A 15,765-nucleotide genomic window follows, 5' to 3' on the forward strand; every position below is an offset into this window, starting at 1 on the left:
ATCATAAAAAACCCTCCCCTTATCAAGGGGAGGGTTTCAAAGACAAAGAGTAATACTTTATCTATTAATCAATAATGATTTGATTTGCAGTGACAGAGTTAGTATCTGCAAATAGACCAACACCAGTAGTAGATTTCAAGAGAATCAATGTATCTGCTGATGATGCAGTAGCAGCAAGGTTGGTATAAACGAAGGTAGAATCCGCTGAACCATTGCCAGTACTGTCGTACTCGAATGTAACTGTGGTGTCTGTTTCTAAGTTAGCGTTCAAGTAACCAGTTGCATCAGATAGATTACTGCTGTTGATTACTACAGCTGCAGAATAAGTAGAGACGTCATCGAAGGATACTTCACCATTAGTAAGTGAGTGACTCTTGAGAGTACCGAAATCGGTAGAGCCTATCGAAGTACCAACAGTAGCTCCTGTACCGACATCAAGTATGTCACCGTGATGATTAGTACCAGAACCTGCAGCTTGATAGCCGGTAATGGTGTCATAAGCGCCGACTACTGAATCTCCATCTGCAAAGACGAAACTAGTAACGTTTACGTCATGAATTTCGCCGTTAGTTCCAGAAGTTTTCTTGATACTGTCAACTCCCTTACCACCTGTGATAGTGGCAATTCGTCCACTGCTTTGCTGAACCAAAGTACCGTAACCAAATTCAATAGTGTCGTTACCAGCTCCAGTGCTGATTGTCATTGTAGAACCGGCATTTGCGCTACCAATACCAATAAGGTTAGAAGCAGTACCAGTTTTAACAGTGTCGTTGCCAGCTCCGGTAGTAATAGAGATGTCTTCACTTGCAGCTCCGAATACAAGTGATGCTCCACTAAATGTCAGAGTTTGATCCTTGGTATAAAGACCACCAGCCCAAGTAATAGTGGAGTTATCAGCAAGAGTTCCACTAGTGAACGTTAACGAATCTGAGTATGCAGTCTTAACTGCTGCTCCTGTAGTGACTGAAAGATTGCCAGTACCAACAGTAAGTAGTTTCTCAGCGTTAGTGATGTTAGTGAAGTGATTATCAATAAGAGTTACTGCACCAGAATCACTAATTCTAATTGTGTCAGTACCTGCACCAGCATCGATTACGTGATCATCTGATCCAGTTGCAACTAATTTCGCGAAGGCTGCAGTAATGGTGTCATCACCAGCTCCAGTGTTATAGGTAGAACCCATATTCGTGGAGACAGTTACTAGGTCTTTACCTCCACCAGTGGTAAGAGTAGAAGCCTTAATGAAAGCTCCAGAAACTGTTACGTCACCAGTGGTTGTGGAATTGAACGTAATAGCCTTTGCTGTATTGGCTCCACTGATAGTCATATCAGCAGTACCGGAGAAATTAACAGCTTTTAATGTAGTAGCTCCGCCACTAGCAAAAGCAACATCACTATCAGTGGCAGCTGTTCCAGTTGAACCCTTAACATTAAGAGTTTCTACTCCAACAACACTGAGACCAGCTATATCAACGTTTGTGGTTGATGTAGCACTCTTAAGATCCAATGTGACCACATCAGCAGAACCTGTTGCATTGGTGAGTGTGACTGTAAATGCAGTTGCCTGGCTTCCAGTAACTGTAATGTTTTCAGCAGCCGTTGAATTGACCCCTGATAGAACTCCACTGGTGTCAGCTGCCATCTCTAAACCAGTAATACCAGCAATTAATGACACGTCTTGAGAGTCTGAAACAGATAATGTCTCAAAACCTGTGTATCTATCAGCTTCAGCAGAAGTATCTAAATCAGCTGCTGCAGTGACAACGAGGGTATCTGTACCATCACCAGCTGCAACTGCAAACTTATCAGCAGTAGCAAAACCATCTGCTGCAGTTGTGAACTTGTCATCACCAGAACTCAATGTGTATACAGTTTCGCTTGCATCAACGTCTGTAACTACGACTCCACCAGTGCTACCTGAAGCATCAACAGTATCAAACGCTGTATCAAGAGTGTTAAGAGTAACTTTACCTGCACCAGTAATTGTAAGAGTACCTTTACTTGCTACATCAGAAGAGATGGTGACATCTGTTGCACCAGATGCATCCAAAGTAACTGTCTTAGCTGCTTTAGAAACTATAGAAGAAACTTTGTTTGTACCTGTAGCAGTAATATTTAGGGTCTCAATTCCAGTACCTGAGGAATCACCAATGGTGATTGTTCCTGCATTAGAACTGCTAGATAATTCAAGAGTACCTACTGTGTCTGCTCCTTTAACGACGGCAGCCGCATATTGAATATCTGTTGTGGCTCCTGTACCACCAGCAACGCTTGCTACAACAAGCTTGTCGTTTTCAGCTACTCCTGTGAACTTAACAGGATTGGTACTTGCAAAGTTCTTGTATTCATCAACTCCAGTCCAAAGTGAAGTGTCTACAGTTTGAGTATTAGTAGTTGTACTGTTTGCAGTAACTGCTGCGGAACCTTGGGTCACAGTAATTGTTGGAGCTGCAGATACTGAGGAGCCAAGACTTGAAGTTGTAGTTGCAGAGGTACTTGTGACGGTATTACCTACAGAGAATCGAGATAAATGAATAGCTTGACCTTCACCATCAACGGTAATGATGTCAGTGTCTGCAGCGAAACTTGCGACAGTACGTCCAATATGGTTGTTAATTGAAGTAACCAGAGCTGCACCTGCAGCTTCTTCGGTGTTAGCTGAAAGTGTTCCTGTAGAAAGTACTTCACCGTTGAGATAAACAGCTGATGTATCACTAGCTGTAGATGCTGGAACAGTTCCAAGAGTATGAGTCGACTTAGTAGAAGCAAGCTTGGCGCTCATCGTAGTTGCAGGAGTTGTACCTGCCATCACGAAGCTACCAACTGTCTTACCCCTGACAACCACTACTAATTCACTTGAATCAAGGTATGCAACTTTACTTCCAGCAACTGAGTTCATCTGATCAGTTATGGAACTGACCATATTCTTCAGACCAGTTACATTGGCATTACCTGCAGCTGCAGATGAAACAGTCGTACCGTCTAAATCAAGCGTTACTCTGTTGTCAGCGTTAGCCGCATTGGTAGCGAAGGTTAATACTGTTACTTGCTCAGTAGCCGAAGAACCAGTACCAGTTGCAGCTAAGTCAGTCTTATTTCCAGTTGAATCAGCTGTAAATTTTGTAGATGTGACTGTTCCACCAGAAGCAGCGGTATAGCCGGAGATTGTTCCAGAAAGTACTGCACCAACTGCACCACCTGCATTTGATGCAATAGAAACTCCTCCACTGAAAGCCGTTGCCAACTGAGTTGGAGTAGCTCCTTGTGAACCAGCAGTAAATGTCAATCCTGCAAGTGTAAGTTTTTCATAACCCGCAAGAGTTTTGAATTCAACTGCTGCAGTCTCAGTTGAAGCAGCTGTAGCAGCATTACCACTTAAGTTTCTTACTGAGATCTTTTCAATATCAGATAAGGAAACACCTGGCATTGCAGTACCAGTAGTAGATGAATCTACATACTCAAGAGTATCTACACCATCACCACCTACAAGTACATCATTAGCTTGGAGAGTTGAGTCTGTTCCTTGGAAAATATCTCTTCCAGCTCCACCAGTCTTATTGTCAATATTAGATGTAAGTTTGAAAGTTGTAGAAGCAGTAGGAACTCCTGTAGCTACGATTTTAGCGACACTGGCAGCAATGCCTGCAGCAGTAGAAGCAGTACTCTTGTCTATGCCAGACATATAGCTAACAGCTTCCTTGATGTTATCTCCAGAAACCCATGGACTAGTTGACTCTGCTTGATAAGCAAGTATTCCACCAACTGTTTCTTTAACCTTTGCTGTGTAAGCGACTGCAGCGTTAGTTCTATTAGCTAAAGCAGTTTTATCATCAGCACTACCAGCATTGTTTTGAGCCGCCCAAATCAAGTCATTAGCAATTTCAGCTAATTTAAGATTTCCTAAGTTAATCTGCTGTGTCCAATAAGTTAAACCTGCTACATCAGCTTCTCTGTCAAAAAGGTTCTTGTAAATCTGGTTTACCTGAGATTCTGTACTTAGAGATCCATAAGCGTCTTTAAATTCTGCTTGCACATACATATCAGCAGCGAATGTTGCCGTACTAATCCCCTTTTCCGTCCAGTAGTCGAGACCAGTGGGATCCGCAGCTCGACCGAAGTAAGCAACGTAGAGCTCTTGAAGTTGTGTGCTAGTCGCGTTGGCCATTTTAAAAGGGGAGAAGAAAAGTGTCTTTTTGGTTAGAGGTATTCGCAAATTAATGCGAATCTCGTGTTTGGTCCGGCAATATACACCCGAACGAAACAGAATCCCTTGAATTATAGGGCTTATTACCCATGAAGCAAATCAAAATCGGTGACAAAACATTGAAATCCAAACATTTTACGAGCATCTATCGAGATTAAAATTAAATAGCAAGAGATTTTAAAAACTCATAAAAATCCAATCTGAAGAGAATCAGACACTGACAAGAAACACTGGTACAAAAGGGATTTTAAATGGTTTTCTGGAATAAATTAAAATATTGTTTTTTAGAAACCGTAAAGAATTGGTGGGCGTAAAAGAGGCTTGAGCATGTATAAAAAATATACCTGTGATAACCAGAATATAAAGTGCACACCAATAATGAAAAGATGTATTTTATAAAAAAAAGACGTATAAGAAGGAAGAAATGCAGCCTGAGCATTTAATTTTTATTTATGAGCAGGAGTAAAGCATGATTAGCAATACAACCTTTTAAGCAAAGTTGTATTTTTAAAGGAATTTACAGAAAATGGTTAAAAGTTGGAAAGTTTTTTGACTTCAAAAACAAGTCTAATATTTGGATGCAATGGACAAGATGGTTCATTAATTTCTAAATCTCTTTTAGACAAAAATTACAAAGTTATAGGTGTCTCAAGACAAGGTCAAGATACCTCCACTAACCATTCATTACTTGGCATAGATAAAGACATAGAGACAGCAAAAGGAGATATCAAAAATTTTAATTTGGTTCAAAATTTAATCGCAAAATATCAACCTGATGAAATTTATAACTTAGCCGCACAATCATCAGTTGGAGTATCCTTCAAAGAACCTATAATTACTGCTGAAAGCATAATAAATGGAACGATAAATATACTTGAAGCCTCTAGAAAATTGCAATTTGATGGGAGAATTTTTTTTGCAGGAAGTAGTGAAATGTTTGGTGAAACCAAAACAGCAGCTGACATAAATCATATCCATAAGCCTAATAATCCATATTCAATTGGGAAACAAACCAGCTACCAATTAGTAAAATTCTATAGAACTACATATAATTTAAAATGTGTGACTGGAGTTTTATTTAATCATGAATCGACACTAAGAAAAGAAAATTTTGTAACTCAAAAAATAATTTCAGGAGCAATAAAATGCTTTAAAACAAAAACTCATGTATTAAAGCTAGGAAATCTTGACATATCAAGAGATTGGGGCTGGGCAGAAGAATATGTTGAAGCAATGCAAATTATTGCAAGAGCTGATTCACTTAAAGATCACGTAATATGCACTGGCAAATCGACCAAATTAAAAGAATTTATTCAAATTGTCTTTAACAAATTAAATATGAATTGGGAAGATCATGTCACCTATAATAAAGATCTGTACCGTGATACGGATATAAAAACAAGCTTTGGAAACCCAAAACCACTAGAAGAAGATTTAAACTGGAAAGCAAAAGTATCATTAAGAGAATGTATTAATAAATTAATCGATTATAAATTTAAACATTAAAAGATCTGTTTTCTTCAAGACTTGAAATCATAGAATACAAACGAAAGCTCAATTTTCGAAAACTTCTATTCTTGATTAAAGTATCTTTTTTTGAATCAACTGGGATGTTTAAGTTTTGAATTAATTGATACAAACCTTCTGATATTGCTTTGGGTGTAATATCACTAAAATAAGAAACTAAATTTGAGACATCATTAAAAATGGGTAGAGGTGTAACAATTACTGGCTTTAAAGTAGCTAGACCATGTCTTACAGCAGCGCTTGAAGATTCAGTTGATGACTGATAGGGAAACGCTATAATATCATGACAGGCAAGAGACTTTAAAGTTTCATCATCTGTTTTATATTCTGGATATATTTTAATAATTTCCTGAAGATTCAACTTTACAACTAAATCCTGAAGTTCCTCGTAAACGCTAATGTAATTATCATTGTAAATAGCTGAGAAAATATTAACCTCTATATTTAGTGGATATTGTTTTAACAAGTTAATAGCATGAACTAATTCTTTAAAACCTTTATTTGGAAGACAAAATCCATAGCTAGCAATCAGAACTTTATCTTCTTTTATAGGTTGAATGAATTTAGATTTATAATCTAAAATGCCATGAGGAAATAAACAAACATTATTAATTAAATTAATATTTTTCATCCGATTTAAATCATCAATAGTATGAACTAATAATCGATCACACAATTTAAAAGCATCAAATAAATTAAGAAGTTTCTTAGATTGATCGTGTAATGGATCTATGGTGGAATGTATAAATATTATTATATTAATATTATTATTTTTCAGTTTAAAGATAAATTCCTTAAAAGAGCTATACTGAAAAAATGAAAAGTTAAATTGTATAATTAGAGTCGTAATTTTATATTTTAATACATTACTCAAAAGTTCTTCTAAACTATTATTATCATCAGCTTCAAGGTACCAAGAAGGTAAAATAGTATGCTCTAGTTCACATACTTTGTGCTCATCAAAAGGATTAAAAACTACTACCTTATCATTAAAATGATCCAATAAATGCCTGGAATATGATGCAATACCGCATCTTGTATTCCATGTGGTCACCCAACCTATTTTAACAGGTTTTTGAAAATGATTATTTACTCTATTATAGACAAATTGCAAATTTTTCTGAGCAACATTTTCCCATGTAAAAGTTCTAGCTAATTCTTTAGCTTTTTCTGTTTTAAGTAATAATTCAGATTCATCTTGTTTATATAGCTTGAGGAGTGTACTTGAAAGATGACTTACAGAAGGTTCCGCCCAATATGAATTATCTAAATCAAAATGAGATTTTGCTTGGACAAATGAATAATCAATAAGCCAAGAATTATCATTTGTACAGAAATCAGTTTGGCCTCCCCATCCAGTTGTGATGACCGGTAAGCCTAAAAGCATAGCTTCTGCGATTGGCAATCCAAATCCTTCTCCTCTACTTGGGGAGACTAAAACATTTGACTGTAAATATAATGATTTTAAATCTTCATCACTAATATTATTCTTTAAGAGAATAACGTCAGGGAAAGATGGGTTAATGGTTTTAAGTTTATTTAATAATAAATCAACATCATTATGTTTATTATCGAAAGTTTTAATAATAAGTGAAACGTTATCATTAGAAGTAAAAGAATTAGAATATGCTTCTAGTAATAAATCCAAGCCTTTCCTTGGGAAACAAGATGATATATGTAAAAACTTAAATTCTTTAGAATCAATATAAAAATCTTTTGATGGAATAATACTATCCAAGTGATCTAAACCTAAACCACAAACTTCAATCGGAATAGAAACTCCATTATCTATCATTATCTTCTTAACTTGTGAAGACATAACAGTTATTCCTTGGAGATAGGAATTAAATTGAGAAACCCATTCAGATGGGAATACCCCCTCCTCCCAGCCATAGGCATGAATTAGCTTGTATCTAGAATTTAAATCACTTACGCGAGGAGGAAACATATTACGGCTAACAACATCACTTTTAAAGGATTTATTTTTATTTGACTTTGTAAACAAAGAAAATATATTCAAATCTTTTTTCATAAAATCAATATCAACTTCATAATCTCCTAGGCCCTCAGTAACATTAATGGAAACATTATCTACAAATTTATTTAGCGCAAGAGCAAAAGATCTATTTAAAATAGCTAAACTATAGTTGGAGTCAAAAGGTCCCTCTATCTTCCAAGATTCGACTTTTTGGCTAGAGGTATTAACACAAAGTAAATTATCTATTTGGATATTCATAAGATCAATACATGAAGCTATCTGAATTAATAATTTGGAATTTTTCTGGTTAATATTAGATTTAAAGGATTTAATCTTTATAAAAAGATTGATAAGATATCTATTAGATAAATCAGATCTATTTTGCCAAGAAATTAAATCATTTTTTTTACTTCTTCTACTAATAATATCTTCACAAGCTTTCACAGCCTTCTCTGCTGATTTCTTCCAAGAAAACTTATCCTTTTGTAATTGAGAATTATTTATTAATTTATCCATGAAATTCTCATCTGTCAAAGCTTTCTGAATTAATCGCTTTATACTTAAGACATTATTGGGATCAAACATTGCATCATTAATAGATATAATTTCAGGAATACTTGTAGACTTAGATGCAATTACTGGAGCACCGCAAGACATAGCCTCTAAAATAGGCAATCCAAAGCCCTCATGAAAAGAAGGGAATATGTATAATGAACAATTCCTATATAAATAAACCAACTCTGTATCAGTTACATATCCTAAGATCTCCACATTCTGCGAGTTTATTTTAAATAGATTTATCCATTTATGAATTAATTCTTTCTCAGATTTAAATAACTTTCCCGCAAGAACTAATTTGTACTTTTTAAGATCATCTGGTAGAAGACTATATGCTTCAAGTAAACCTTTTAAATTTTTTCTGGGGTCACTTGCTCCTGTATATAACAAAAATTTTTCAAGGTAATTTACTTTATTTGATATGTCTAACTTAATATTAGTATCTTTATTAAAAAGAGACTTATCACATGCTGCAGATATATTATATACATTCTTTGAATCAAATTCTAAATTATTTATAGCTTCATTCCTAGATGACTCTGAAATTGCTAATAGTCCATCAAAATTATTTAAATTATTAATTTTACTTTTATAAAATCTTTTAAAATCTGGATTATCTTGAAAATATAAAGTAGGATTCATCAATGGAATTAAATCATAAAATATTGAAATTATAGGTGTAGAAATTAAGTCATGATCAAAGTCTGTTGAACAATTATCAGAGAAGCCTTCCATATAACTTGTAAGTAAAATTATATCTGCTTGCAAGCAACTAAAGAAATAAGATCTCAATATTTTCGCTAAATCATATGTTATATTTTTGGAGATGTAATTTAATGGACATGGTGCATACCACTCTAAATAAATAACATTATTAACCTCTAATTCCCTCTCGAACTCAAACCTAAGATCTTGAAGAGCGGGATTAGAAACTAGATAAATATCATGATTTTTTGAATTGTAAATTATATTCCTAACAATTTCCAATGAATACCTACCAATACCCCTTGATCTGCTTCCCTTGCTTTGAATTCCTTGCAGATCTATTGCTATTTTCATTTCTCGCCTTTTAGTATGTTTAAATATTTTTTAGACTTTGTAGAATTACTAAAATGAGATTCTAATTTATTATTGAATCTTTTAGATTCAATATCTATTTTATATATTTTATTAAATTTATTTTTTATTTGATCTACTTTAATATTAGCTGAATCTCCTAAAAATAGACTCAGGAAAAATTTTATAATATTTAAAAATTTATAAGATAATAAATATCTTCTAATAAACTCAAATTTTGCCAAGAATGAAAAAATCTTATTACATGTATATAATAAAACTCGGCTAAACAATCGAAGTACCTTTAAAACAGGTCGAAATATTTTTCTTAGAATATTAGTGATGTATATTAAATGCTTTAATTGAGATTGAAGCAAAATAATCTCTTCGTTCAAAGTATGAATTAAATTTTGTGAATTCTTATATGATACTTCTAATTTTAAATCATAATCTATCGCTGCATCTAAAGTAGACATTCCTATATCCAAATCATTCTCCCATGAAGAATTACTATTAAAAATAAAATCTGAAGATAACTGACTTTTAGTAGCTACAAATAATATGTCTTGAGCAACTCCATTCAGTATACGAGTGATCTTTAATGGATTAGCATTCTTTAAAGGTCCTGGATGTATATAGTAGTAATTAGCTTTATTAAAACCAAATTTGCCTATAAAAAATAGCAAAGTATCTGGATTAATATGAGTAATATGAGTAGGATCTGTATAAAACAATTTCGAAGATACTAATAAATTATCAATACTTGGGGTTTCGATTATTAAAACTCCATTATCAGACAATACACGATAACACTCATTAATTAAATCAAATAATTTCGTATATTCCATATGCTCAATCATATGGAATATAGTAATAACAGAAATAGAGTTATCTGAAACTTTAGACAAGGATAAAATTGCATCGCCTTCTATTACATTTAAACCAGAATCTCTACATAGTTCTATCATTTTTAAATCTAGTTCTATCCCATAACTTTCTGTAAATTTGTTTTCCCATCTTTTTAACCACTCTCCTCTTCCACAACCAATATCAATAATTTTAGGTGTTTCATTTTTATCTATTATCAGTTCAATCAAAGAATCATAACAAGAAAAGTGAGAATCAATTGCCTCCGAGCCTCCACGGAATTGATTTTCAAATTCCAAATATAAATCAGACTTCATAAGAATTTAATTTGATTATATTTAAAATAATAAATCTATTTTATGAAAATTTTATTTGAAACTTCATTTCAGAGTTAATCAAATGTAAAGTATAAAACATAGCAATTTAAATTAAGAAACTCAATCTTGTTTATAATTTTACTATATGAATGATCCGATACTAGTCAAACATGCAAGAGGAGCTCCTGGACTAAGAATTCTCGGAATAGGGCCATGCTTTACGCCTTTAAAAGGTATTGAAAAGCTTCAAAATCTATTTAATGAAAATACATCCTGGGCAAAGAAGAGAAGTAAAAATAGCATTAAACAAATGCTATCTAAAAGTGATGTTGTTGTGACCCTTTGGCAAAAAAAAGAAATTATAGGATTCGGAAGAGCAACAAGTGATGAAACTTTTAGAGCTGTTTTATGGGATGTAGTCGTAGATAAAAAATATCAGAATTGTGGCCTAGGAAAGAAAATAGTAAATTCTATTTTAAGCAATTCACGAGTAAAGAATGTTGAAATCGTGTATCTAATGACAACTTATTGTGAACAATTTTATAATAACATCGGATTCAGAAATGCAGAGAAAATCAAACTTTTGTCATTAAAAAAATAAACGTAAGTAAATTATTTACATGGTTAATAATTAATCAATCTAAATAACAATTCTCAAGAATTTTAAAAGCGGATGAAGAGATTCGAACTCTCGACATTCTCCTTGGCAAGGAGATGCTCTACCACTGAGCTACATCCGCAGGTAAATAAAATTTATCCCTTAACAAGCATGCCTCAGCAAAGGGGTTATGGTCAATTTTTTGTGTTAATTGACAAAATAAATTAACTCACAGCCTTCATTAAGGAGCCCATCTCTAACGCTTGCAATGCGTAACTCCACCCTAGATTATTCTTAATTCCTGCCCTTTCTAATGCTTGCTGCATAGTATCTGTTGTTAACACTCCAAATATGATAGGCAATCCTGTTTCTCTGGAAACAGAAGCAATTCCCTTGCTTGCCTCAGCCACAACAACATCAAAATGAGGAGTATCACCACGAATAACTGCTCCCAAAGTAATTAAAACATCATATTTACCTTTGCGAGCAAGTTCTTGTGAAACAATTGGCAACTCAAAAGCACCTGGAACCCAAGCTATATCAATCTGATTACTTGACTCAGTGACATCAATTCCATGCCTAGAAAGACAATCCATACACCCACTTAATAGCTTTGCAGTAATTAGATCATTAAATCTAGCTATTACAATACCTACTTTTAAAGATGATGATTCTTCAAAGGTACCTTCTATAACCGCCATGTGTTAAGGCATTCAATACTTACTTACAGTAACGTCTTTCGAGTAAATTTAAAACATTAGATTTATAATCTTTCCACAGTTAGAATTCTCATTCAATAATTTCTTACACGCTCATTTGATGAGTTATGTACTCGCCAACTAAGGCTTGAAGTAATACCAAATGGAACCAAACTCCTGCCAAGATCTCGATCTTTTTAATGTTTGGATTTCTATTGTCCTCAGGATTGGTTTGGGTCATGTAAAAAACAGGAACACCAATTACCAAAAGCAATGAAGAAAATAAAAGTGCGTTCGCAACGATTGAATTAATAGCCAGCATAGTTGAAGCTGAAGAAAATTTCTCAATATTCAATAATTCTCCCATGTAAGTGTTTTTTTAACGTATTCCTCTTCATATTTGTAGCGAGCCTTCACATGCAAAAAAAATTAATTCTTCTAATATGCGTTGACTGAACCGTGAGAAACAAATGGCTGCCAGCCACAACCCTATACAAGGCAGTCTATTTGCGGAAAATGATCAAAGCGTTATCAATGAATCTGAACAACTCAATACTTCACAGGCACATAAAGAATATCCTTCAAACAAACAACTGAAAGAGGACGCCTCAGCAAGACCGCGTACAAAAAAGCCTTCTACAAATGAAAATCAAACCATTGATCTAGATGATTTTTCTGATACGGAACTTGTAGAACCCAAATGGTTCCATCACAACTTGCCAAACATTGATAATCTCACTCCCGCACTAAGACATTATGTCGAATTAAAAATAGAGAATCCTGAACGAGTTCTGCTTTATAGGCTCGGAGATTTCTTCGAATGTTTTTTTGAAGATGCAATAACACTTTCCCAGCTACTAGAAATCACACTCACCAGTAAAGATGGTGGTAAAAAAATTGGAAAAGTCCCGATGGCTGGGATACCTCACCATGCATCTGATCGCTATTGCACAGAACTAATTAAAAAAGGTTTATCAATTGCCATTTGTGATCAACTTGAAGCAGCTCCCTCAAAAGGTAACAAATTAATAAAAAGAGGTATTACTAGATTAATAACCCCTGGAACAATTCTAGAGGAGGGAATGCTACTTGCCAAACAAAATAATTGGCTGGCTGCGGTTCTACTGGATTTCAACTCTGACCCAGAATGTATTCACTGGTCTTTAGCAAAGTTAGATGTCAGCACAGGTGAATTTCTAGTTCAAGAAGGTAAACAAATAAATAATTTACGTCATGAATTAATCAAACTAAAAGCAGCTGAAGTTATATCAGAAAAAAAATCAATCTCAAACCTAAACCGGCATGAGGGATTTCTAGAAATAACGGAATTTAATCAAACATCATTTTCTAAAGTAGAAGCAAAGAAAACCATTGAAAACCATTACAAGCTAAATGATATTAATGGATTAGGTATTCATCAAGATTCTCTATCAATTAGAACAGTTGGAGGATTGATAGACTATTTAAATAAAACTCATCCAAATATTAATGATAACTGTAAAAATGGAATAAAGACTAATATATGTATTGATTTTCCTCAAATAAAAAATAATCACGCTGGACTTATTATAGATAATCAAACAAGAAGGAATTTAGAAATTACATCAACTCAAAAGAATGGAAAATTCCATGGCTCATTACTTTGGGCAATTGATAAAACATTAACAGCAATGGGTGGTAGATGTATTAGGCGATGGTTAGAAGAGCCTTTAACAGATTTTGATTCAATACAACATAGGCAAAAAATAATTGGATTAATGGTTAAATCATCGACTTTACGAAAAAAAATTAGAAAAATATTGAGACCCATGGGTGATTTAGAACGTCTCTCAGGAAGGGCGGGAGCCCAACAAGCAGGAGCACGTGATTTAGTTGCTATAGCTGAAGGTATTAAACGTTTACCTATACTTAAAAAGTATCTTATTAATGACCCAGTATTTGAAGAAACGAAATATTTCGAATCTATTATCAATTTAGATAAAGACTTAATAGAACTTGCTGCAAAAATAAATAATGAAATCATATCTAATCCTCCCCTTATTCTTACAGAAGGTGGTCTTATTTATGATGGTGTAGATCCCATTCTAGATGGACTTAGAAATCAACTTGATGATCATAATTCATGGTTAAAATCTCAAGAAAAAGAAGAAAGAAAAAACAGCAACATCAATAATTTAAAGCTTCAATATCACCGATCTTTTGGATATTTTTTAGCAGTAAGCAAAGCGAAATCTATCAATGTTCCAGATCACTGGATCAGAAGACAAACATTAACTAATGAAGAACGTTTTATCACACCAGACTTAAAAGAAAGAGAAGGTAAAATCTTTAATATAAGGGCACGAATATCACAACTTGAATATGAACTATTTTGTAAAATTAGAATTCTTGTTGGAAAGAAATCACAAATCATTAGGAAAGCCGCAAAAGCAATTGCTTGCTTAGATGTTCTAGCTGGTCTGGCAGAATTAGCAGCTACAAATGACTACAGTCAACCCACAATAGTTGATAGCCAAGATGAAAATGAGTCAAGAATATTATCTATTAAAGATGGTCGTCATCCTGTAGTTGAGCAAATTCTAGTTGAAAAAGTTTTCGTTCCCAACAATATAGAACTTGGCTCTGAGACTGATCTAATAATACTTTCAGGGCCAAATGCAAGTGGCAAAAGTTGTTACTTAAGACAAGTAGGTCTATTACAAATTATGGCTCAAATTGGCAGTTGGATTCCGGCTAAATCTTGCACTTTAGGAATTGCAGATCAACTTTTTACACGTGTTGGAGCAGTAGATGATCTTGCAGCAGGTCAATCAACTTTTATGGTTGAAATGATTGAAACAGCATACATTCTAAATCAGGCCACTAAAAAATCATTAGTTTTATTAGATGAAATTGGACGTGGAACTTCAACCTTTGATGGCTTATCCATTGCCTGGTCAGTGAGCGAATTTCTAGCAAAAAAAATAAAAAGTCGTTCAATCTTTGCAACTCACTATCACGAATTGAATCAAATTTCTGAATATCTTGAGAATGTAGACAATTACCAAGTTCTTGTTGAATATAACAATAATTCACTTTCATTTCTGCACAAAGTTGAAAGAGGAGGGGCAAATAAAAGTTATGGAATTGAAGCTGCTCGCCTTGCTGGAGTGCCCAAAGAAGTAGTCAATTATGCAAAACAAATTTTAAATAATCTTGAGAAAAATAGCTCAAAAAATATTAAAATCACCCAACCAATGAAAATCTGCAAATAAAAATTATTTTTGGAATTCAATTCTCGGCAGCTCTCAACAAGGCATTGGTAGCAGCTGCTGCTACAGATGCTCCTCCTTTAGAACCCTCCAAAACAATATATGGACATTCACTATCCAATAATCGACTTTTACTCTCAGCAACACCTATAAATCCTACTGGCATTCCAATAATTAAACTTGGTTTTGCATAACCAGACTCAACAAGATCTAATAAAGAAATTAAAGCTGTTGGCGAACTCCCAATTACAACTAATGGAGCATTTGAAAAATTCTCTTTCTCAACAAAATCTAACCAAATATTTCTCATGCCAATTGCGCTTCTAGTAGTTAAAGTTGAATCAATTGACCTTGGAGCCATACCCAAAATGCATTGAATATCTGAATTTATCGTCCTTTTAGCCATTGGAGAGATTGCCGCCTCTGCCATATAAGTATCGGTCAAAATCTTGGCGCCACTTTTCAATGCATTAATCGCATACATACAAGCTCTAGGACTAAACCTAATGCATGACTGCAGGCTAAAGTCACCACTGGAATGAATAATGCGTTCTAAAATTGATTCCTCTATCTGATCAAGTCCTGTAATGCCTAGTTTAGATCTTATATATGTAATACTTTCGAGAAAAATCGGATGTTCTGGTGTTTTCACTGTTAAATTTCTTGGACTAATTTAAGATCAGAATCTTTTTAATAACATATATCTAAGTC

General features: G+C 34.0%; 9 protein-coding genes and 1 tRNA gene. 3 read left to right on the top strand and 7 right to left on the bottom strand.

Annotation, left to right across the window (positions count from 1 at the left end; translation table 11 throughout):
* Nucleotides 1-64: 64 nt before the first annotated feature.
* The gene (locus tag O5637_RS06955) at nt 65-4,165 is read right to left on the bottom strand and encodes a DUF4214 domain-containing protein (RefSeq protein ID WP_269603693.1); all 4,101 of its coding nucleotides are present in this window, start codon (nt 4,163-4,165) and stop codon (nt 65-67) included.
* A 588-nt stretch (nt 4,166-4,753) separates the two neighbouring features.
* On the opposite strand from O5637_RS06955, the gene O5637_RS06960 reads away from it, so the two are divergent.
* On the top strand, nt 4,754-5,710 hold the full coding sequence (locus O5637_RS06960) for a GDP-mannose 4,6-dehydratase (RefSeq protein WP_269603694.1): 957 nt from the start codon (nt 4,754-4,756) through the stop codon (nt 5,708-5,710).
* Here O5637_RS06960 and O5637_RS06965 read toward each other — a convergent pair.
* Both O5637_RS06965 and O5637_RS06970 read right to left on the bottom strand, forming a co-directional pair.
* Nucleotides 5,700-9,326: a glycosyltransferase gene (locus tag O5637_RS06965; RefSeq protein WP_269603696.1), complete on the bottom strand. Its 3,627-nt coding sequence runs from the start codon at nt 9,324-9,326 to the stop codon at nt 5,700-5,702. The genes O5637_RS06960 and O5637_RS06965 overlap by 11 nt on opposite strands.
* Nucleotides 9,323-10,489 (bottom strand): class I SAM-dependent methyltransferase, encoded by a 1,167-nt coding sequence (locus tag O5637_RS06970; protein ID WP_269603698.1) that lies wholly within the window; start codon nt 10,487-10,489, stop codon nt 9,323-9,325. The genes O5637_RS06965 and O5637_RS06970 overlap by 4 nt, the downstream gene beginning before the upstream one ends.
* Before the next feature lie 163 nt (nt 10,490-10,652).
* Here O5637_RS06970 and O5637_RS06975 point away from each other — a divergent pair, with 163 nt between their 5' ends.
* Nucleotides 10,653-11,108, top strand: coding sequence for a GNAT family N-acetyltransferase (locus tag O5637_RS06975; RefSeq protein ID WP_269603700.1), 456 nt, complete (start codon nt 10,653-10,655; stop codon nt 11,106-11,108).
* Nucleotides 11,109-11,175: 67 nt separating this feature from the next.
* On the opposite strand, the gene O5637_RS06980 is transcribed toward O5637_RS06975, so the two are convergent.
* From O5637_RS06980 to psbZ, 3 genes are all read right to left on the bottom strand, one after another.
* Nucleotides 11,176-11,247: transfer RNA gene (locus O5637_RS06980), tRNA-Gly, on the bottom strand.
* 82 nt (nt 11,248-11,329) lie between these two features.
* Nucleotides 11,330-11,806 carry a 6,7-dimethyl-8-ribityllumazine synthase gene (ribH, locus tag O5637_RS06985; protein ID WP_269603702.1) on the bottom strand — a complete coding sequence of 159 codons (477 nt, stop codon included), beginning with the start codon at nt 11,804-11,806 and terminating at the stop codon, nt 11,330-11,332.
* A gap of 103 nt (nt 11,807-11,909) precedes the next feature.
* The gene (gene psbZ / locus O5637_RS06990) at nt 11,910-12,158 is read right to left on the bottom strand and encodes a photosystem II reaction center protein PsbZ (RefSeq protein ID WP_269603704.1); all 249 of its coding nucleotides are present in this window, start codon (nt 12,156-12,158) and stop codon (nt 11,910-11,912) included.
* 115 nt (nt 12,159-12,273) lie between these two features.
* On the opposite strand from psbZ, the gene mutS reads away from it, so the two are divergent.
* Nucleotides 12,274-15,057 (top strand): DNA mismatch repair protein MutS, encoded by a 2,784-nt coding sequence (gene mutS, locus O5637_RS06995; protein WP_269603706.1) that lies wholly within the window; start codon nt 12,274-12,276, stop codon nt 15,055-15,057.
* 16 nt (nt 15,058-15,073) lie between these two features.
* Here the strand turns inward: mutS and O5637_RS07000 are convergent, their stop codons facing one another.
* On the bottom strand, nt 15,074-15,706 hold the full coding sequence (locus tag O5637_RS07000; protein ID WP_269603707.1) for a precorrin-8X methylmutase: 633 nt from the start codon (nt 15,704-15,706) through the stop codon (nt 15,074-15,076).
* Nucleotides 15,707-15,765 lie beyond the last annotated feature (59 nt).

The sequence above is a fragment of the Prochlorococcus marinus str. MIT 0917 genome (assembly GCF_027359575.1).
GTDB lineage: Bacteria > Cyanobacteriota > Cyanobacteriia > PCC-6307 > Cyanobiaceae > Prochlorococcus_B > Prochlorococcus_B marinus_D.

What these genes read in the sequence shown, in the direction of transcription:
- O5637_RS06955 (WP_269603693.1), bottom strand. Translation starts at nt 4,165, where the DNA reads ATGGCCAACGCGACTAGCACACAACTTCAAGAGCTCTACGTTGCTTAC.
- O5637_RS06965 (WP_269603696.1), bottom strand. Translation starts at nt 9,326, where the DNA reads ATGAAAATAGCAATAGATCTGCAAGGAATTCAAAGCAAGGGAAGCAGA.
- O5637_RS06975 (WP_269603700.1), top strand. Translation starts at nt 10,653, where the DNA reads ATGAATGATCCGATACTAGTCAAACATGCAAGAGGAGCTCCTGGACTA.
- ribH (WP_269603702.1), bottom strand. Translation starts at nt 11,806, where the DNA reads ATGGCGGTTATAGAAGGTACCTTTGAAGAATCATCATCTTTAAAAGTA.
- mutS (WP_269603706.1), top strand. Translation starts at nt 12,274, where the DNA reads ATGGCTGCCAGCCACAACCCTATACAAGGCAGTCTATTTGCGGAAAAT.